The following is a 19769-nucleotide window of genomic DNA, read 5'->3' as shown; positions in this document are numbered from 1 at the left end:
CCTGAATCGCACATCTGACGACTCTTTGTTCCCGAGAGGAAACAATCGCCCGATCCGCGACGGCAAAGGGCAGCCCCAAAGCCTGTTCAGCACTCCACGAGGTTGACCGCGAGACCGCCGAGCGAGGTCTCCTTGTATTTCGACTGCATGTCGAGGCCGGTCTGGCGCATGGTGGCGATCACCTTGTCGAGCGAGACGATGTGCTGGCCGTCGCCGTGCAGGGCGAGCGAGGCGGCGTTGATCGCCTTGATGCCGCCGAAGGCATTGCGCTCGATGCAGGGGATCTGGACGAGGCCGCCGACCGGGTCGCAGGTCATGCCGAGGTGATGCTCCATGCCGATCTCGGCGGCATTCTCGATCTGGGCGTTGCTGCCGCCGAGCGCCGCAGCGAGACCCGCCGCCGCCATGGAACAGGCCACCCCGACCTCGCCCTGGCAGCCGACCTCGGCGCCGGAGATCGAGGCGTTCATCTTGAACAGACCGCCGATGGCGGTCGCCGTCAGCAGGAAGGTGCGCAGGCCGGCCGCATCGGCGCCTTCGCAGAAGTCGCGGTAGTAGCGCAGCACCGCCGGCACCACGCCGGCCGCGCCGTTGGTGGGCGCGGTGACGACCCGGCCGCCGGCGGCATTCTCCTCGTTGACGGCGATGGCGAACACCGAGACATAGTCCATCGGCTCGTGGGCGCGCTTGAGGTTGCGCCCGCGTCCGGCCTCGACCTTCTCGTGGATCCGCCGGGCCCGGCGCTTGACCGACAGCCCGCCCGGCAGTTCGCCCTCGGCCGCGAGGCCGCGGTCGACGCACAGCATCATGGTGTCGATCACCCGGGCGAGATGGGTCTCGATCTCGTCGGCCGGCCGCAGGGCCAGTTCGTTGGCCATGACCATCGCGGCGATCGAGAGGCCGCTCGCCTCGCCGAACTCCAGCAGTTGCCGGCCGGAGCGGAAATCATAGGGGACTGCCACCGCGCTGGCGGGCGGCGGCGCGCCGACCTCGTCCTCGGGCACGACGAAGCCGCCGCCGACGGAGCACCAGCGCTCGCCGAGCAGCGTGTTGCCGGCGGCATCGAACGCGGTGAAGGCCAGCGTGTTGGGATGCTTCAGGCACTCGGTCACCCCGTCGAAGACGAGGTGGGTGCCTTCGACGAAGGGCACGCCCGGCCCGTTGCCGAGCCGCAGCCGGCCGCGCGACGCGATCTCGGCAACGATGGCGTCGGCCCGGTCCGGATCGACCGTCTCGGGCAGTTCGCCGGCAAGTCCGAGGATCACCGCCTTGTCCGTGGCATGGCCGCGCCCGGTCCAGGCGAGCGAGCCGAACAGGTCGACGCGGACGGAGGCGACCTCGCCCATCACCCCGGCGTCGGCCAGATGCACGACGAAGGCATGGGCGGCCTTCATCGGGCCGACCGTGTGCGACGACGACGGGCCGATGCCGATCTTGAACAACTCGAAGACGCTGATCACCGGCCGCTCCCTGTTGCGGACGCCGCCGCGGCGCCGGGCGGGCGCCGATCCGGCCGGACGACCCTCTTGCAGAGAGAAGTCCGAACCCGGCCAAGTCTACCTGCATCCAGCCGACGCGATCCTTGTCGAATTCCGACGGCGGGGCAAGCGCGGCGCCAAAAGCGGCTGGAATGATGCGGATGCCGGGGTGTCACGCGGTGGCGAGCGGCGTGCGCGCCAGCATCGCCTCCAGCATGGCGGTGATCCGCTGCCGCTGCTCGGGCGCAGCGGATAGGTGTCGAACAGTTCCAGCGAGCACATGCCCTCCACGGCGAGGAAGGCGATCAGCGACAGGTCGGGATCGCGATCGCCGGCAATCTTCTCGAACAGGCCGCGGTAATAGTCCCGCAGCGGATCGAGAAGTTCCGGCTGCTCGGCGATCACCGCGAGCAGGCCCGCCGGCGGCGGCCCTTCCTTCTGGCAGATCGCATCGGACGCGGCCACATGGGCGCGGGCATGGGCATTGGGGCCGGCCTCGCCGATCCGCGCACGGGCATCGGCGCATTCCTGCGTCATGCGCTGGACGTATTCGCCGATCATCGCCCGGAGCAGTTCGCACTTGGTCGGAAAATTGTAGAGCAGGCCGCCCTTGGAGATCTCGGCGCGCTCGGCGACGGCGTCGAGCGACAGCCGGGCCGCGCCCTCGCAGCGGACGAGGTCTTCCGCCGCCGTGACGATGCGGCTGCGTGAACTCGGACGTCCCCTGGTCTTTCCCATCGGCCGATCAACCTCGCTCGTTGCCACGCATCCACCGGGATGGCCCGGGAGACGCCTCCGACCCGCGGCCGTGGCGGGGTCGGCGTGTCATGTTGCACAGCAGCAACATCCGTAAGATCACCCACACCCCCTGAAAAAGGGGCGTTGACATAACCGTCTGCACGGTAAAGAAATAGGCTCACATGTCAAGGGGAACCATGCGGGGCACCCCTGCGCGCGGGCCATTTTTCACTGTATATCGAGCCATTCCGGCACATGTGGGCGCAGACTGCCCGCAGATAGACAGCAATTCCCGCGAAACGTTCACCGATCACGCGAGGCGGAGCCGAGTGTAATGGTCAAGAGATTGATTATCGCCATCATTCTGATCGCGATCGTTTGCGGCGGCATCGTCGGCTTCAACTTCTTCCGCTCGATGATGATCGACGATTTCTTTGCGAACATGCAGGCGCCGACCGTCACGGTCTCGTCCGTGGACGTCGTCGCCGAGACCTGGACGCCCGGTATCGACGCCATCGGCACGGTGTCGGCCGACAAGGGCGTCGACGTTTCGGCCGAGACCGGCGGCGTCGTCAAGCAGATCGAGTTCAAGGCCAACGACCGCGTCGAGGCGGGTCAGCTGCTGGTGCAGATCGACAGCGCCATCGAGGAGGCGAACCTGATTGCCGCCCAGGCCGCCGTCACCCGCGACCAGCAGGCGCTCGACCGCGCCGCCGAACTGACACGGCGCGGCATCAGCTCGGCCGCCGATCTGGAAAACGCCCAGGCGGCGCTCGACGCCTCGCGCTCGCAGCTCCAGAGCCTGCAGGCGACCCTTGACCAGAAGAGCATCGAGGCGCCGTTCGGCGGCACGATCGGCATTCCGAAGATCGACATCGGCGAGTTCGTCAGCGCCGGCACCATGATCGCGACCCTGCAGGACCTCGAGACGATGAAGGTCGACTTCACCGTGCCCGAGCAGCGGCTCGGCGAGATCGTCATCGGCCAGACGGTGCGCTTCGGGCTGATTGCCGACGAGATGTCCTACGAGGGCGAGATCACCGGCATCGATCCGAAGATCGACCCGGCCTCGCGCCTCGTCTCGGTGCAGGCCCGGCTCGACAACTCCGACGGCAAGCTGCGCCCCGGCCAGTTCATCTTCGCCCGGGTGATGATGCCGGTCGAGAACGAGGTGATCGCCCTGCCGCAGACCGCGGTGACGACCAGCCTCTACGGCTCCTACGTCTACGTGATCAAGGAACAGCCGGCCAAGGAAGAGGGCGGCGACGCGGGCCTTTCGGTCGAGCAGGTCTTCGTCCAGACCGGCCGGCGCTCGGGCCCGGAAATCGAGATCGTCACCGGCCTCAAGGCCGGCGAGAAGGTGGTCACGGCCGGGCAGAACCGCCTGTCCAACGGCACGCTCGTCGTGATCGACAACACGATCGACCCGACGAAGACCGCGGGCGTCGGGAGCGATTCATGAACTTTTCCGAGATCTTCATCCGGCGACCGGTCCTTTCGACGGTCGTCAGCCTGATGATCCTGCTCCTCGGCGTGCAGGGCATCTTCAACATGTCGATCCGCCAGTATCCGGAGGTCGAGGAGACGGTCGTCACCGTCACGACCACCTATCCCGCGCCGGCGCCGACCTGATCCAGGGCTTCATCACCACGCCGATGGCGAAAGCCGTCGCCTCCTCCGAGGCGTCGACTACATCACCTCGACCAGCCGTCCGTCGACCTCGATCGTGCAGGTGCACATGCGCCTCAACACCGATCCGGATTCGGCGATGACCGAGGTGATCTCCAAGGTGCAGCAGGTGCGCGGCGAACTGCCGGAGGATGCCGAGGATCCGGTGATCCAGAAGGGCACCGGCCAGCAGTTCGCGCTGATGTACCTGTCGCTGCAGAGCGACGTGATGACGCCGCAGCAGCTGACCGAGTTCATCACCCGCGTGGTGCAGCCGCGCTTTGCCACCGTGCCGGGCGTCGCCGAGGCGCAGGTGCTGGGCGGGCAGGATTTCGCCATGCGGGTCTGGATCGACCCGACGCGGCTCGCCTCCCGCGAGGTGACCGCGGCCGACGTGTTCACGGCGATCAGCGGCTCGAACTTCCTCTCGGCGCCGGGCAAGACCAAGAACAGCTTCGTCGCCTATGCGATCGAGACCCAGACGACGCTGCAGACGCCCGAGGCCTTCGGCGCCCTGCCGATCCGCTCCAACGGCGACGAGGTGGTGCGTCTGCGCGATGTCGCCAACATCGAGCTCGCCGCCGAATCCGACGAGGTCAAGGTCCGCTTCAACGGCAAGGAGGGCGTGTTCATCGGCATCCTCGCCTCGCCGTCCGCCAATCCGCTCGACACCGCCGCGGCGGTGACCGAGGCGGTGCCGCGGATCCAGGCGGACATGCCGCGCGGCACCAACATCCAGATCGTCTATGATTCGACCAAGTTCATCACCGCGTCGATCGAGGAGGTGTTCAAGACGATCGGCGAGGCGGTGGTGATCGTCATCGTGGTCATCCTCCTGTTCCTCGGCTCGTTCCGCTCGGTGCTGATCCCGATCGCGACCATTCCCCTGTCGCTGATCGGCGTCTGCTTCCTGCTCTATGCGCTCGGCTATTCGCTGAACACGCTGACATTGCTCGCCATGGTGCTGGCGATCGGCCTCGTCGTCGACGACGCGATCGTGGTGGTGGAAAACATCCACCGCCACATCGAGGAGGGCAAGCGGCCGATCCCGGCGGCGATCATCGGCATGCGCGAGATCTTCGGCCCGGTGGTGGCGATGACCGTCACGCTGGCCGCGGTCTACGCGCCGATCGCCTTCACGCAAGGGTTGACCGGCTCGCTGTTCCGCGAGTTCGCGGTGGCGCTGGCCGGCGCGGTGATCATCTCCGGCTTCGTCGCGGTGACGCTGTCGCCGATGATGGCCGGCCGCCTGCTCACCCACGGCGGCAGCCGCTTCCAGAGCTATGTGGACGGCAAGTTCGAGAAGCTCGCCAACTGGTACGGCCGGCGGCTCGAGGGATCGCTGGACTACCGGCCGGTGACGCTGCTGGTGGTCGTCGCCCTGCTCGCCACCACCGGCTTCATGTTCGTCAACACCACGACGGAACTGGCGCCGGAAGAGGACCAGGGCTTCATGTTCGGCGTGGTCACCGGGCCGCAATATGCGACCTCGGACTACACGTCGATGTATGTCGACCAGATCCAGGGTCCGCTCGTCGAGGACATCGCGGAGATCGAGGCGCGCTTTGCCATCACCGGTGCCGATGCCGGCAATCAGGGCTTTGCCGGCTTCGGCCTCAAGGAATGGTCCGAGCGCGAGCGCAGCCAGGCCGCGGTGATGCAGGAGATCCAGGGCCGGCTCACGAAGAACGCGGGCCTCGACGCCTTCGTCTTCGCCCCGCCGACCCTGCCGGGCTCCGGCGGCGGCCTGCCGGTGCAGTATGTGGTGCAGTCGACCAACGCCCCGGAGCGGGTGTTCGAGATCGCCGAGGAGATCAAGCAGAAGGCCCAGGCCTCCGGCAAGTTCATCATCGTCCAGAATTCGGTGTCCTTCGAGGCGCCGAAGGTGCGGGTGCTGATCGACCGCGACCGCGCCGCCTCGCTCGGCGTCGCGGTGAGCGAGATCGGCACGACGCTGAACCTTCTGGTCGGCGGCGGCTCGATCTCCAAGTTCGACCGCGACTCGCGCTCCTACGACATCATCACCCAGGTGCCGCAGAAGTACCGGCAGAATCCGGAAAACCTGCGCGAGTTCTTCGTGCGCAGCCAGTCGGGGGCGATGGTGCCGCTGTCGTCGGTGGTGACCATCGAGACGGTACCCTCCGCCCCGGCGGTCGAGCAGTTCAACCAGCTGAACTCGGCCACCATCTCGGCCCTGCCGCTGCCCACCGTCTCGACCGGCGACGGCCTCGCCGAGTTGCAGCGGATCGGCCAGGAGGTGATGCCGGAGGGCTATTTCGTCGAGTATGCGGGCCAGTCGCGCCTCGAGATCGAGGCCGGCAACACGCTGCTGATCGCCTTCGGCGCTGCCGTCATCGTGATCTACCTGGTGCTGGCGGCGCAGTTCGAAAGCTTCCGCGACCCGCTGATCATCATGATGAGCGTGCCGCTGTCGATCTTCGGTGCGCTGATCTTCCTCAACATCGGCCTCGGCACGCTGAACATCTACACGCAGGTGGGTCTGATCACCCTCGTCGGCCTGATCACCAAGCACGGCATCCTGATGGTGGAGTTCGCCAACCAGCAGCGCGAGGAGCATCACCTCTCCAAGCACGACGCGATCATCGAGGCGGCAAAGGTGCGCCTGCGCCCGATCCTGATGACCACGGCGGCGATGGTGGTCGGCATGTTCCCGCTGATCGTCGCGGAGGGCGCGGGCGCCGCGGCGCGCTACTCGATCGGCCTGGTGATTGCCACGGGCATGTCGATCGGCACGCTGTTCACGCTGTTCGTGGTGCCGATGTTCTACTCGTTCCTCGGTCATCCCGACCGGGCCCATGTGGACGAGGACGACGAGGTGCCGGGCCACGGCCCGGCGCCCGCCCCGGCGGAGTGACCCTGGCGGCGGTCGGTTCGGCCCTGCCCCTCGCGACATGAAAAAGCCCTCCCCGACGTCGTCGGGGAGGGCTTTTTCGTCGGACCCGGTCTCAGCGCCGGCGAACCGGGCTCACGCATCCGTGCGGTGCGGCCGCGGCACCACCGGCTCGTGGGCGGCCTTCGCCTCTTCCATCGGCTGGGTGGTGAAGCCCTCGATGCCGGAGACCTCCCAGGCGTCGCGCTGGATCTCCACCGGGCTCGTGAGATAGGCGGTGACGAGTTCGGCCAGCGAGCGCAGGGCGTGGATGTTGGTGCGCTCGTAGCCGTGGGAGGCATCGACGCCGAAGGTGATCAGCGCGGTGCGCACGTCCTCGCCGGCCTCGATCGCCGAGGCGCTGTCCGAGCGGTAGTAGCGGAACACGTCCTGCTGGTAGCGGATGTCGTTCTCGCGGCAGAGCCGGATCAGCTTGCGGGTGAGGTGATAGTCGAAGGGCCCGGTCTGGTCGGCCATGGAGATGGTGACGCCGAACTCGTCCGACGCCTGGCCCGGCGCCGCCGTGCCGTTGTCGATCGCCACCAGCGAGGCGATGTCCGACGAGAGCACCGACGAGGCGCCGACGCCGATTTCCTCGGCGATCGAGAACAGCCAGTAGCCGTCGACGGGCAGTTCCACGCCCTCGCGCAGGATCGCCTCCAGCGCCGCGAACATCACCGCCACGCCGGCCTTGTCGTCGAGATGGCGCGAGACGAGGAAGCCGTTGTCGAGGAATTCCGGCTGCGGGTCGATCGACACGAAGTCGCCCACCGAAAAGCCCAGCTTCTCGCAGTCGGCCTTGCTGCGCACCAGCGCGTCGATGCGCAGTTCCACATGGGTCCAGCCGACCGGCGCGGTGTCGACCTCCTGGTTGAACGTGTGGCCGGAGGCTTCAGCGGCAGGATCGTGCCGCGCCAGGCGCCCTTCTCGGTGTAGATCGTGGTGCGCGCGCCTCGGCAAAGCGCGCCGACCAGTGCCCGATCGGCACCAGTTCCAGCCGGCCGTTGTCCTTGATCGCCTTGACCTGCGCGCCGAGCGTGTCGACGTGGGCGATGATCGCCCGGCCGGGCCGGCGCGCCTTGCCGCGCGTCACCGCGCGGATCGCGCCGCGCCGGGTCAGTTCCGGCTTGACGCCGAGCCGCTCCAGTTCGGCCGAGCACTCCCGCACGATCATGTCGGTGTAGCCGGCCGGGCTCGGGATCGACAGCAGCGTGTCGAGCCGCTTCAGCAGATAGTCGGAATCAATGGCAAGCCTGGGCATTCTGTCTTCCTTCCGGGCAACCGCCGCGCCTCAACTCCGGGCCGCGCGTCCCGCCAGCCTTGCTGCGGCCGGCATGGTCTGCGGGAACAGCAGGTCGACGAAGCGCTCGGCCGTCGGCTGTGGCTCGTGATTGGCCAGGCCGGGCCGCTCGTTGGCCTCGATGAAGACATACTCCGGCTTGTCCGGGGCGGTGATGATGAAATCGATGCCGACCACCGGGATCTGGATGGCGCGGGCGGCCTTGATCGCCGCATCGACGAGAACCGGGTGCACGATGTCGGTCACGTCGTGGATCGTGCCGCCGGTGTGGAGGTTGGCGGTGCCGCGCACCACCACCTCGACGCCCTCGTCCGGCACGTCGTCGAGCGACAGGCCGGCGCGGGCGAGGCAGCGCTCGGTCTCGCCATCGACGGGGATCGACGATTCGCCGGCCGTCGCCGCCTCCCGCCGCCGGCTCTGGCGTTCGATCAGGTCGCGGATGGTGCGGTTGCCGTCGCCGAACACCCGGGGCGGCCGGCGCACGGCGGCGGCCACCAGCCGGTAGCCGATGACGATCAGGCGCAGGTCCTCGCCGCTCGCGCAGGATTCGACGATCACCCGGTCACAGACGGCCTTGGCCATCCCGATCGCCGCCTCCAGCGCCTCGGGCGTCTCGACGCCGACCGAGATGCCGCGTCCCTGCTCGCCGCGCGCCGGCTTCACCACCAGCGCGCCGTGTTCGGCAAGGAAGGCCTCGAGCCGTTCCGGATCGTCGCCCTCGATCTGCTTCGGCACGACGACTCCGGCCTTTTCCACGACGCGCCGCGTCACCGCCTTGTCGTCGCAGATCGACATGGCGACGGCGGAGGTAAGTTCGCTGAGGCTTTCGCGGCAATGCACCGCGCGGCCGCCGAAGCTGAGGCGGAAGAAGCCGCCCTCGGCGTCGGTGATCTCGGCGTCGATGCCGCGCCGGCGCGCCTCGTCGACGATCAGCCGGGCATAGGGGTTGAGGCCCGCCTCGGGCAGCGGCCCGGCGAACAGCTTCTCGTTGAAGGAATTCTTGCGCTTCAGGGTGAAATACGGCACCCGCTCGAAGCCGAGCTTCTCGTAGAGCGCGATCGCCTCGGCGTTGTCGTGGATCACCGACAGGTCCATGAAGCGGGTACTCCGCTGCCGGAACAGGTCGGCCAGCGCCTCGACCAGCGCGACGCCGACGCCCGGCAGGGTCGCCTGCGGATCGACGGCCAGGCACCAGAGCGACGAGCCCGCTTCCGGATCTCCGAAGGCGCGGACATGGTCGACGCCCATCACCGTGCCGAGGATCGCGCCGGTCGCCGTGCTTTCGGCGACGAGGATCTCCACCGCCGGATCGTCGGCGAGGCGGTCGATCTCGTGCGGCGGGATCGTCACCATGCCGCGCGCGCCGTAGATCCGGTCGAGTGCCTCGGCGTCGGCCGACCCCGTCACCGGACGGATCGTGAAATTGTGCGTCTCCCGGTCGGAGGCCGCGGTGGCGCCAAGGTCGAGGCGGAAGGTGTGCGAGGGATCGAGGAACAGTTCGTGCGGCGCGCCGGCCAGCACCACATGCGGGTCGGAGATGTAGAAGGCGATGTCGCGGCGGCCGGGCGCCTCCTCGCGCATGGCGTCCACGAGGGCCGCCGGGTCGGCGAAGGTCGGGCCGAACAGCAGGCGGCCCCAGCCGCAGTCGACGATGGCGGGCCGGCCCTGCGGCGCGGCACTGGCGCCGGCTTCGGTCGCGCTTTCGGTCACGGGGATGGGTGAGGTCATGGAACTCGTCCTTCGTCGTCGCTGACGTCTGTCGCGGACATCGCCGGGCCACCACGAGAGACGCGATCCGGGCCCGGCGACGCAGGAAGCTGGTCAGGCGGCCTGGGCCTGCAGCCACATCTCAAGGGTCGCCACCTGCCAGAGTTCGGAGCCGCCGAGCGGCGTGATCGCCGCCTTCGGGTCGTCGATCAGCTGCTGCACGTAGCCGGGGCGGAAGATGCCGCGCTCGCGGGCGGCCTGCGAGGACAGCGCGTCGCGCACCATCTCCAGCACCTCGCCCTCGATGTATTTCAGGGCCGGCACGGGGAAATAGCCCTTCTTGCGGTCGATGATCTCGGCAGGAAGGATGCGGCGGGCCACGTCCTTCAGCACCTTCTTGCCGCCGGCGTCCACCTTGTGGCGCGGCGGGATGCGGGCGGCGAGTTCCACCAGTTCGTGGTCGAGGAAGGGCACGCGCGCCTCGAGGCCGAAGGCCATGGTCATGTTGTCGACCCGCTTCACCGGATCGTCGACCAGCATCACCGTGGAATCGAGCCGCAGCGCCTTGTCGACCGCCTCCTCGGCGCCCGCCTCGCCCATGTGGGCGGCGATGAAGGCGAGGCTTTCGTCGCGGTCCGCCATGAACTCCGGCGACAGCTGGCCGGCCAGCGTGGCGTGGTCGCGGTCGAAGAACACGCGGGCATAGTCGCCGACCGGATCGTTGGCGCCGGCCAGCGGCGGATACCAGTGGTAGCCGGCGAAGACCTCGTCGGCGCCCTGCCCGCTCTGCACCACGGTGACGTGCTTGGCCACCTCCTTCGACAGGAGATAGAAGCCGACGTTGTCGTAGGAGACCATCGGCTCGGACTGGGCGGCAAACACGCCCGGCAGCGCGGCGATCATGTCCGACGACGGCACGAAGATGCGGGTGTGGTCGGTCTGGTAGCGGTCGGCGATGATGTCGGAGTAGCGGAACTCGTCGCCCTCCATGCCGCCCACGCTCTCGAAGCCGACCGAGAAGGTCTTGAGCCCGGTCTGGCCGGCCTCGGCCAGCAGCGCGACGATCAGGCTGGAATCGACGCCGCCCGACAGCAGCACGCCGACCGGCACGTCGGCGACGATGCGCCGCTCGACCGCCTTGCGCAGGCTGGCGAGAACCCGGTCCTGCCATTCCTCCGAGGAGACGCGCTCTTCATCCGCGCCGCGTCCGAAATCGAGCCGCCAGTAGACCTCGTCGCGGAAGGTGCCGTCCGCCTCGATGATGCGGATGGTGGCGGGCGGCAGCTTGCGCACGCCCTTGAGGATCGTGCGCGGCGCCGGCACCACGGCGTGGAAGCTCATGTAGTGATGCAGCGCCGCCGGATCGACCGAGGTGTCGATGTCGCCGGCCTTGAGCAGCGCCGGCAGTGAGGAGGAAAAGCGCAGGCGGCCGGGGGTCTCGGCGAGATAGAGCGGCTTGATGCCGAAGCGGTCGCGCACCAGCGCCACGCGGCCGGTCTCGCGCTCGTGGATCGCGAAGGCGAACATGCCGTGGAAGCGCTTCACGCAGTCCGGCCCCCAGGCGTGCCAGGCCTTGAGGATCACCTCGGTGTCGCCGTCGGAGAAGAAGCGGTAGCCCATCCCGACGAGGTCGGCGCGCAATTCGCGGAAATTGTAGATGCAGCCGTTGAAGGCGATGGCGAGCCCGAGATCCGGGTCGGCCATCGGCTGTTCGGAGCGGGACGAGAGATCGAGGATCATCAGCCGGCGATGGCCGAGGGCCACCCGGCCACGCGCCAGCACGCCCGAGGCGTCGGGACCGCGCGGCGCCATCGCGTCGTTCATGCGGGAAATTGCTCCGACATCCGCCATGCGGCCGTCGAAATTGAGTTCACCACAGATTCCACACATGATCGTCGGCCTCTCCTGAAGTCCATGTCGAGCCGTCCGACGGCAGGGCGACCCTAGGTCAGGGATCCCCCCGGCACAACCCGGCGACTGCAAATTCCTGTCCTGCCGGACGCGCCGGATCTTCGTCGGCTCATCCATCCGGCTTGCGAAATGTGTACGGATCATCTGGCCTTATCGGCACCAATCCCAGGAATCAACGCTGACCGGCTGCCAGCGACCCGCACGGCAAAGATCGCTTCGCTCCTGAAATCCGCGGATCACAAGAGGGAAACGGTCCAGATTGCACAGTGCCGGTGACGCCGTCCGAGAGGGCGGGCGGCCGCAGCGGCACCGCGAAGCGTGGCCAGAAGGCAGCAGCTTCGCGATTTCAATGAGAGGAGGGCCCGGATTGTTCCGCAGAAAATCGTGCGGGCGCGGAGGTGCATCGGGCCGGCTTCATCCGGGCGGGCCCGCGACAGCCACCGGTCGATCGTGTTTCAGCGACGCTGCGGCACCGTCTCAGGCGACGTCCTTGTGCACCTGCCAGATGTTCTGGCGGTTGCGGATCTCGCGCGGGGCGGGGCCGAAATAGGTCGGCGTCTTCACGAAGTCGCGCGGGGCGACGATCACGCTCTGGACGCGCTGGTAGAGCGATTTCGCCGAGATCGGCTTGCACAGCAGTTCGTGGATGCCGAGGCGCCGGGCCTCGACGATCCGGCTGCGCTCGGTGTGGCCGGTGACCATGATGATCGGGATGTAGGCGAAGGGGTTCTTCGGCGAGCGGATCATCCGCACCATGTCGGCGCCGTCGAGGATCGGCATCACCCAGTCGAGAATCAGGATGTCCGGGTTGGCGCGGTCCATGGCCTCGAGGCCGGAGGCGCCGTCTTCGGCCTCGACGATCCGGCGTGCCCCGAAGCCCTGCAGCATCGTGCGCAGGATCGTGCGCATATACGCACTGTCCTCCACGACGAGAAAGGTCAGGGACGATAGATCGAGCTGCACGGCGAGCGCCTTCTCCCGGCCGTTGGCCAATGACGCCGGCAGGGGCGCCGGCACGCGGTCGGATCAACCTCCGGGACGAACGACTGCCGCCCCGTCTGGCGAGGATCGCCTGCAAACGTGAAAAAGCCGTTAGGCCCGGGATGGAACAGCGCCACCGATCCGGGCGTCATGTGTGATCGACCCCGCACCCGGCGTTCCCGACGATTTCGGGCGGCCCGCGGGAGGGAGATTCCGGCAAGAGGAGTTGCCATGACCGTCCACCATGCCCGCAGGGCGATCGAACTGAAGTTCAGCACGCCGGACATGCTGCGCCACGTCGACGATCCGATCCAGTCGGATCTCTCGGCCGCCACCTTCTCCCGGGGCTGCCTGTTCCTGTCCTGCGACGAGACCGCCGGGGTGGACCGGCTGACCGAGCAGGACGGGCACTGGGGGGACCATCGCCACTTCAATCTCGGCGAACTGCTCGACCTGCCGGACGGACCGGCCGGCGAAATGGACATCGAGGGCCTGTGCTGCGACGACGACTGGCTGTGGGTGGTCGGCTCCCATGCGCTCAAGCGCAAGAAGCCGGATGCCGAGGATGACGGGGCGACCAATCTTGCCGCCATGACCGCCGTCACGCGCGAAGCCAACCGCTATTTTCTCGGACGGTTTCCGCTGTCGGGCGCCGACGGCGACCTTCGGCCGGTACGCCGCGCCGGCAGCCGCCGCGCCGAGCATGTGCGGTTCGGCAAGACGAAGAGCCGCCTGATGCGCTGGCTCGGCAAGGATCCGCATCTCGCCCCGTTCCTGTCGCTGCCCTCCAAGGAAAACGGCCTCGACATCGAGGGCATCGCCGCGCGCGGCCTGCGCGTCTGGCTCGGCCTGCGCGGCCCGGTTCTGCGCGGCTATGCGGTGATCCTGGAGCTGGAGATGAAGGTGACCGGCAAGAGCGGTCTCAAGGCGAAAAGGATCGATGGTCGCCGCCGCTACCGCAAGCACCTGCTGCCCACCCGCGCCTCGGCATCCGCGATCTCGCCTTCGACGGCGACGATCTCCTGGTGCTGACCGGGCCGGTCATGGCCGGCGACGGACCGGCCCATGTGCTGCGCTGGACGGATGCGGTCCGGTGTCGCACCTCCATGGTCCATCCCGAGACCGATCTCGTCCATGTGGTGGAACTGCCCTATCGCGGCGCGGTGGACCATCCGGAGGGCCTCGTCGCCTGGGGCGACGACTGGCTCGTCGTCTACGACAGTCCCGCGGATCAGCGGCTGAACGAGCAGGAGACCAGCGTGCGCGCCGACGTCTGGTCGGTCGACCCGCAGGCCGGGGCGCCCCCGCCTGTCGCTGCGCCGCAACCGCGCACAAAAAGCGCGGCGGCTTGATCGGGATCAAGGCGGGCGGGGTGCATGCAGGTCAGGGTCGTAACGACCCGCATTGCGGCGAGGGTGCCAGATGTGCAAACTGGCCGCGAGGCGGGATCCCATCGACGAAAGCCTCGCCGCACGAGGACGCGACGCGCCACCTCGCTGCGGGAGAATCTGATGCGCGCTTTCGTCATTCGACAGGGCGGGCCGGGCACTGTAAAGTGCCGCGACCCGGAGGACATCGACAGCGACATGAATTACGACGCGATTTTCGAGAACGCCGTGGCGGCGCTGAAGGACGAGCAGCGCTACCGTGTCTTCGCAGATCTCGAGCGGGTGGCCGGTCGCTTCCCGACGGCGCTGTGGCGCCGCGACGGCGACGTCCGCGAGATCACCGTGTGGTGCTCGAACGACTATCTCGGCATGGGCCAGCATCCGGCCGTGATCTCGGCGCTGACCGACACGGCGACCCGGATGGGCGCCGGCGCCGGCGGCACGCGCAACATTTCGGGCACCAGCCATCCGCTGGTGCAGCTGGAAGCCGAGCTCGCCGACCTGCACGGCAAGGAAGCCGGCCTCGTCTTCACCTCCGGCTTCGTGTCCAACGAGGCGGCGATCTCGACGATCGCCCGGCTGCTGCCGGACTGCCTGATCCTCTCCGACGCGCTCAATCACGCCTCGATGATCGCCGGCGTGAAGAATTCCGGCGTCTCGAAGCAGGTCTGGCGCCACAACGATCTCGACCATCTGGAAGAGATGCTGAAGAAGGCCGGCCGCGAGCGGGCCAAGCTGGTCGTGTTCGAATCCGTCTATTCGATGGACGGCGACATCGCCCCGATCGAGCGGATCGCCGATCTGGCCGACAAGTACGGCGCGATGACCTACATCGACGAAGTGCATGCGGTCGGCATGTATGGCCCGCGCGGCGCCGGCATCTGCGAGCGCGACGGCGTGATGGACCGCATCGACGTGATCGAGGGCACGCTGGCCAAGGCTTACGGCGTCGTCGGCGGCTACATCACCGGCAAGGCCGCGCTGATCGACGCGGTGCGCTCCTATGCGCCGGGCTTCATCTTCACCACCTCGCTCCCCCCCGCGATCTGCGCGGCGGCCAAGGCCTCGATCCGCCATCTCAAGGCGAGCAGCGAGGAGCGCGCGCGCCACCAGCGCCAGGCCGAGCGCACCAAGGCCGTGCTCGCCTCCGCCGGCCTGCCGGTGATGCCGAGCGAGACGCATATCGTGCCGCTGCTGGTCGGCGATCCGGACAAGTGCAAGCGCGCCTCGGACATGCTGCTCGAAAAGCACGGCATCTACATCCAGCCGATCAACTACCCGACCGTGCCGCGCGGCACGGAGCGGCTGCGCATCACCCCGACGCCCTTCCACGAGGACGGGCTGATCGAGCATCTGGCCGACGCGCTGACCGACGTGTGGCACGCGCTGGACCTGCCGCTCGACACGCCGGTTCCGATGGAAGACGGCACCGTGCGCCAGCAGATCTTCCGGGCGGCCGGCGGCTGAATTTCCCGCTTTCCTTCGCCTGCGAACAACGATCAAATTGCCCCGGCCCCGCCCGGGGCTTTTTGTTGGCGCCGGCCCCGGCCGGCCCCGGCGAACACCGCCTGCCCTCGCCAAGGACGATCCATGACCGGTCCCTCGTCTCACGCCGTTTTCGATGGCCACAACGACACGCTCCTGCGCCTCATCGAGAAAGTGACGAACGACGCGGTGGGTGATTTCATCGGCGGCGACGGTCTCGGCCACATCGACCTGCCGCGCGCGATCCGCGGCGGCCTGCGCGGCGCGATCTTCGCCTGCTACAGCCCCTCGCCGCGCCACGGGGCGGGCTTTTCCGGCAGCATGTCGGGCACGCGCTACGACCTGCCGCTGCCGCCACCGCTCGACCCGGAGGCGGCGCGCGGCTACGTCATCCGCATGATCTCGCTGATGCTGCGGATCGAGCGCGCCTCGGCGGGCGCGGTGAAGATCTGCCGCACGGCGGGCGAGATCCGCGAGACCATGGCGCGCGGCGCGCTGGCCGCCGTCCTCCACATCGAGGGCGCCGAGGCGATCGACCCGGAACTGCGGATGCTGGACGTGCTGCACGCCGCCGGGCTGCGCTCGCTCGGGCCGGTGTGGAGCCGGCCGACCGTGTTCGGCCACGGCGTGCCGTTCCGCTTTCCCTCCGGCCCCGACATCGGGCCGGGGCTGACGCCGGCCGGCAAGGCGCTGGTTGCGCGCTGCAACGAACTCAGGATCCTGCTCGACCTGTCGCATCTGAATGCCGCGGGCTTCGACGACGTGGCGCGGCTGTCCAATGCGCCGCTGGTGGCCACCCATTCCAACGCCCACGCGGTCTGCCCGCATGCCCGCAACCTGACGGACGCGCAACTTGATGCGATCCGCGCGTCGGGCGGTCTCGTCGGCCTCAACTTCGCCACCGCCTTCCTGCGGCCGGACGGGCAGATGGACGAGGCGACCGGCGTCGACGTGATGCTGCGCCATCTCGACCACCTGATCGCGGTGGCCGGCGAGGACCATGTCGGCCTCGGCTCCGATTTCGACGGCGCCGAGGTGCCGCAGGCGATCGGCGACGCCGCCGGCCTGCCGGTGCTGGTGCGGGCGATGCGTGACCACGGCTATGGCGAAGCGCTGCTCGCCAAGATCTGCAGCGGCAACTGGCTGCGGGTGCTGGAACGCACGCTCGGCGGCTGAACCAATCCCGGTACGTCAAACGTCGCCGTCGTCGAGGATGCGCCAGCCGGCGCCCTCGAGATCGTCATACTGGCCGCTCCTCAGCGACCAGAGGAAGGCGACGAGGCCGGAAAGGCCGAGCAGGAGGGCGATCGGCACCAGGTAGACGAGCACGCTCATGCGGCGGCCTCCGTTGCGCCGGGGGGCGTGGCCCCGGCCGGGCTGTGCTGCCCCTGCACCGCGCCGCGCCGGCGGGCAAGGCGCAGGCGCAGGGCGTTGACGGTCACGATCAGCGACGACCCGGACATGGCAAGCGCCGCGATCAGCGGCGTGACGTGGCCGGCGATGGCAACGGGCACCGCCACCAGATTGTAGACCAGCGCAATGGCGAGATTCTGCCGCATGGCGCGCAGCGCCGCCCGCGACAGGCGCAGGCTTTCGGGCACGGCGCCAAGCCCCTCCCCGAGGAACACCGCGTCGGCCGAGACCTTGGCCAGCGAGGCGCCGGAGGCCGGGGCCATGGAGACATGGGCGGCTGCGAGCGCGGGCGCGTCGTTGAGCCCGTCGCCGACCATCAGCACCCGCCGGCCCTGCGCCTTCAGGGCGGCCAGCCGGGCGATCTTGGCGGCCGGGTCGGCGGCGCCGGTGAAGGTGTCGAGGCCGAGGTCGGCGGCCGTGCGGGCCACGGCGGCCACCGTGTCGCCGGAGAGGATTTCCACGGCGATGCCCTCGGCCCGGAGCGCCGCGATCACGGCAGCCGCGCCGGGACGCAGCCGCTGGGCGAAGGCGAACAGCACGGGCGCGCGCCCCTCCTCCGCATAGGCGATCACCGAGGCGCCCGGATGGGCATCGCGGAAGGCCGCGAGATCCGCCTCGGCCACGCCGCAGAAGGCCGGGCTGCCGAGCCGGCGCCCGGGGCCGGCCGAGGTCTCGACGCCGCAGCCGGGCACCTCGCGCAGGTCCTCGAGGGGCGCGCCGATGCCGCTCGCCCGGTAGAGGGCGGCCGCCAGCGGATGGCGGCTGGCACCGGCGAGGTCCCCGGCCCGCAGGACCGCGTCCGGATCAAGGGCGCCGGCGAGATCCGCATCCGGCAGCGTCAGCGTGCCGGTCTTGTCGAAGACGACGGTGTCGACCGCGGCCAGCCGCTCGATGGCGTCGCCGGCATTGAGCAGCACCCCGGCGCGGAACAGGAGGCCGGCGGTGACCACCTGCACGGCCGGGACGGCGAGCGCCAGCGCGCAGGGACAGGTGATGATCAGCACCGCGATCGCGATCACCAGCGCCTCGGTCCAGGAGGTGCCGGCGAGCGTCCAGCCGACGAAGGTGGACAGCGCGACGGCATGGACCACCGGCGCATAGGCACGGGCGACCCGGTCGGCCAGCCGCATGGTCGCCGACTTCGCCGCCGCCGCGTTGGCGAGCAGCCGCTCGATCTCGGCAAGCCGCGTGTCGGCGGCGCCGGCGCTGACGCGGACGACAAGGACGCCGGAGATGTTGAGCGTGCCGGCATGCACCGCCGCGCCGGGCGCCACCGCCTCGGGCAGGGTCTCGCCGGTGACGAGGGCGACGTCGATCTCCGAGGCGCCGGTGAGGACGATGCCGTCGACCGGGACACGCTCGCCCGGACGGACCAGCACGCGCTCGCCCGGACGGATCGCCGAGACCGGCACGTCCGCGAGGCTGCCGTCCGCGCCGAGGCGGATCGCCGTGTCGGCCCGGAGCGCGGCCAGCGTCTCGGCCTCCACGGCGGTGCGCCGGCGCATGTTCTCGTCGAGGAAGCGGCCGGTGAGCAGGAAGAACAGCAGCATCAGCGCGCTGTCGAAATAGGCTTCCGTGCCGTGGGTCAGGGTCGAGACGAAGGAGAGGCCGACCGCCAGCAGCACGCCGAGCGAGATCGGCACGTCCATGTTGACCCGGCCGTGGCGGAGGGCACTCAGCGCGCTGGAGAAGAACGGCTGGCCGGCATAGGCGACCGCCGGCATCGCGATCAGCGCCGACACCCAGTGGAAGAAGTCGCGGGTCTCGGGGGTGATGTCGGTGACGTTGCCGGACCAGATCGAGATCGACAGCAGCATCACGTTCATCACGGCAAAGCCGGCGACGCCGATGGCGCGCAGCAGCCGGCGCTGCTCGGCGCTGCTGCCGCCGGTGGCGAGCGCCGGATCGAAGGGACGGGCCGGGTAGCCGAGCGCCGCAAGGCGGGCGAGCACGGTATCCGGTGAGATCGCGTCCGGCCTCCAGGCGAGCGCCAGACGGCGGTTGGAGAGATTGACCCGCGCGGTCTCGACACCGGCGAGCGGCCGCAACGCCTGCTCGATCTCGGTCATGCAGGCCGCGCAGGTGATCCCCTCCAGGGCGAATTCCATGCGGCAGACGCCGGAGGCGTCGGTGGCGGCGAAGGCCGTCCAGTCGCGGGCGACCGTGCCGGCCGCAGCCGGGGTCGAGCGCATCGGCGCCGCAAGGTCGAGAACGGTGGTCATGTCAGCCGCCGTCCGCCTTGAGGAACAGCTTGCCGCGGCTGAGGAACTGCCGCGCGCCGCCACGATGCGCCTCGATCACCAGTTCGCGGGCGCCTGCCGGCACCTGTTCGGCCGACGCGGCATAGCGGCCGCCGCCGACCGGCTCGAGCACCAGCGTCAGGTCGAGGCGCCGGTCGGCGAGATGTCCGAGCAGCGCCGTGACCTCCAGTCCGTAGAGCGCGGCGCCGTCGTGGTCGGCGAACTGCGCGGTCAGCTCGAGCCGGCCGTCGGCGCCGAGCACGGGGCGCACGTCCACATGCCAGTCGCGGCCGGCCTGGGCGCGGGCCTGCGCGAGTTCCTCCGGGAATTCCTGGCCGGCCTTGAAGGAGCTGGCGACCTCGACCCCGGAGAAGGTCGAGACCGCCATGTAGACCAGCGCACCGTTGGCGGCAAAGACGATGAAGAAGAAGGCGGCAAAGCAGGCGAGCACGTGCCAGCCGGTGAAGCGGCGCCCGGTGACGCCGTCGTCGTGATCGGTGGGGTCGATGGCAAGGGGAGCCATGTCCGTGTCCTCGTTGGCGTGCGGGAGACCGGAGACGGGACCAGGGC

The 19769-nt window shown here is 69.1% G+C and carries 13 protein-coding genes and 2 pseudogenes; 6 read left to right on the top strand and 9 right to left on the bottom strand.

What is annotated here, in order from left to right; all coding sequences use genetic code 11:
* Window positions 1-86 precede the first annotated feature (86 nt).
* Window positions 87-1460 carry an L-serine ammonia-lyase gene (locus A6302_RS01340; protein ID WP_069305531.1) on the bottom strand — a complete coding sequence of 458 codons (1374 nt, stop codon included), beginning with the start codon at window positions 1458-1460 and terminating at the stop codon, window positions 87-89.
* Between the two features lie 96 nt (window positions 1461-1556).
* Window positions 1557-2216 carry a TetR/AcrR family transcriptional regulator gene (locus A6302_RS01335; protein WP_069305530.1) on the bottom strand — a complete coding sequence of 220 codons (660 nt, stop codon included), beginning with the start codon at window positions 2214-2216 and terminating at the stop codon, window positions 1557-1559.
* A gap of 334 nt (window positions 2217-2550) precedes the next feature.
* Here A6302_RS01335 and A6302_RS01330 point away from each other — a divergent pair, with 334 nt between their 5' ends.
* Together A6302_RS01330 and A6302_RS01325 are read left to right on the top strand one after the other, a co-directional pair.
* Window positions 2551-3678: an efflux RND transporter periplasmic adaptor subunit gene (locus A6302_RS01330; RefSeq protein WP_069305529.1), complete on the top strand. Its 1128-nt coding sequence runs from the start codon at window positions 2551-2553 to the stop codon at window positions 3676-3678.
* Window positions 3675-6759 (top strand): annotated as a pseudogene (locus A6302_RS01325) (efflux RND transporter permease subunit). The gene A6302_RS01330 and the pseudogene A6302_RS01325 overlap by 4 nt, the downstream one beginning before the upstream one ends.
* A gap of 111 nt (window positions 6760-6870) precedes the next feature.
* Here A6302_RS01325 and A6302_RS01320 read toward each other — a convergent pair.
* The 4 genes and pseudogenes from A6302_RS01320 to A6302_RS01305 all read right to left on the bottom strand — a co-directional run bounded on the left by A6302_RS01320 (window position 6871) and on the right by A6302_RS01305 (window position 12709).
* Window positions 6871-8035, bottom strand: a pseudogene (locus A6302_RS01320) (osmoprotectant NAGGN system M42 family peptidase).
* Window positions 8036-8065: 30 nt separating this feature from the next.
* The gene (gene ngg, locus A6302_RS01315; protein WP_083255395.1) at window positions 8066-9802 is read right to left on the bottom strand and encodes an N-acetylglutaminylglutamine synthetase; all 1737 of its coding nucleotides are present in this window, start codon (window positions 9800-9802) and stop codon (window positions 8066-8068) included.
* 93 nt (window positions 9803-9895) lie between these two features.
* Complete coding sequence (locus A6302_RS01310; RefSeq protein ID WP_069305527.1) at window positions 9896-11671, bottom strand: N-acetylglutaminylglutamine amidotransferase; 1776 nt, start codon at window positions 11669-11671, stop codon at window positions 9896-9898.
* A gap of 498 nt (window positions 11672-12169) precedes the next feature.
* Window positions 12170-12709, bottom strand: a complete 540-nt coding sequence (locus tag A6302_RS01305; protein WP_210183238.1) for a response regulator — start codon at window positions 12707-12709, stop codon at window positions 12170-12172.
* Between the two features lie 195 nt (window positions 12710-12904).
* Between A6302_RS01305 and A6302_RS23870 the strand changes: the two genes are divergently transcribed.
* From A6302_RS23870 to A6302_RS01285, 4 genes are all read left to right on the top strand, one after another.
* Entirely contained in the window at window positions 12905-13705 is an 801-nt protein-coding gene (locus A6302_RS23870) for a DUF3616 domain-containing protein (protein WP_069305526.1), read from the top strand.
* On the top strand, window positions 13699-14025 hold the full coding sequence (locus A6302_RS25080; RefSeq protein ID WP_069305525.1) for a DUF3616 domain-containing protein: 327 nt from the start codon (window positions 13699-13701) through the stop codon (window positions 14023-14025). The genes A6302_RS23870 and A6302_RS25080 overlap by 7 nt, the downstream gene beginning before the upstream one ends.
* Before the next feature lie 234 nt (window positions 14026-14259).
* Window positions 14260-15528, top strand: a complete 1269-nt coding sequence (hemA, locus tag A6302_RS01290; RefSeq protein ID WP_069305524.1) for a 5-aminolevulinate synthase — start codon at window positions 14260-14262, stop codon at window positions 15526-15528.
* Between the two features lie 123 nt (window positions 15529-15651).
* Entirely contained in the window at window positions 15652-16722 is a 1071-nt protein-coding gene (locus A6302_RS01285; protein ID WP_069305523.1) for a dipeptidase, read from the top strand.
* A 15-nt stretch (window positions 16723-16737) separates the two neighbouring features.
* Here A6302_RS01285 and ccoS read toward each other — a convergent pair whose 3' ends face one another.
* Genes ccoS through A6302_RS01270 form a run of 3 tightly spaced genes read right to left on the bottom strand, consistent with a single transcriptional unit; the run spans window position 16738 to window position 19722 of the window.
* Window positions 16738-16881, bottom strand: a complete 144-nt coding sequence (gene ccoS, locus A6302_RS01280; RefSeq protein WP_069305522.1) for a cbb3-type cytochrome oxidase assembly protein CcoS — start codon at window positions 16879-16881, stop codon at window positions 16738-16740.
* Complete coding sequence (locus A6302_RS01275) at window positions 16878-19181, bottom strand: heavy metal translocating P-type ATPase (protein WP_245293850.1); 2304 nt, start codon at window positions 19179-19181, stop codon at window positions 16878-16880. Before A6302_RS01275 ends, ccoS begins: the two co-directional genes overlap by 4 nt.
* Before the next feature lies 1 nt (window position 19182).
* Window positions 19183-19722, bottom strand: a complete 540-nt coding sequence (locus tag A6302_RS01270) for a FixH family protein (protein ID WP_069305521.1) — start codon at window positions 19720-19722, stop codon at window positions 19183-19185.
* Window positions 19723-19769 lie beyond the last annotated feature (47 nt).

The organism is Methylobrevis pamukkalensis, from assembly GCF_001720135.1.
Lineage (GTDB): Bacteria > Pseudomonadota > Alphaproteobacteria > Rhizobiales > Pleomorphomonadaceae > Methylobrevis > Methylobrevis pamukkalensis.
This window is presented reverse-complemented; position numbering and strand designations above follow the sequence as displayed.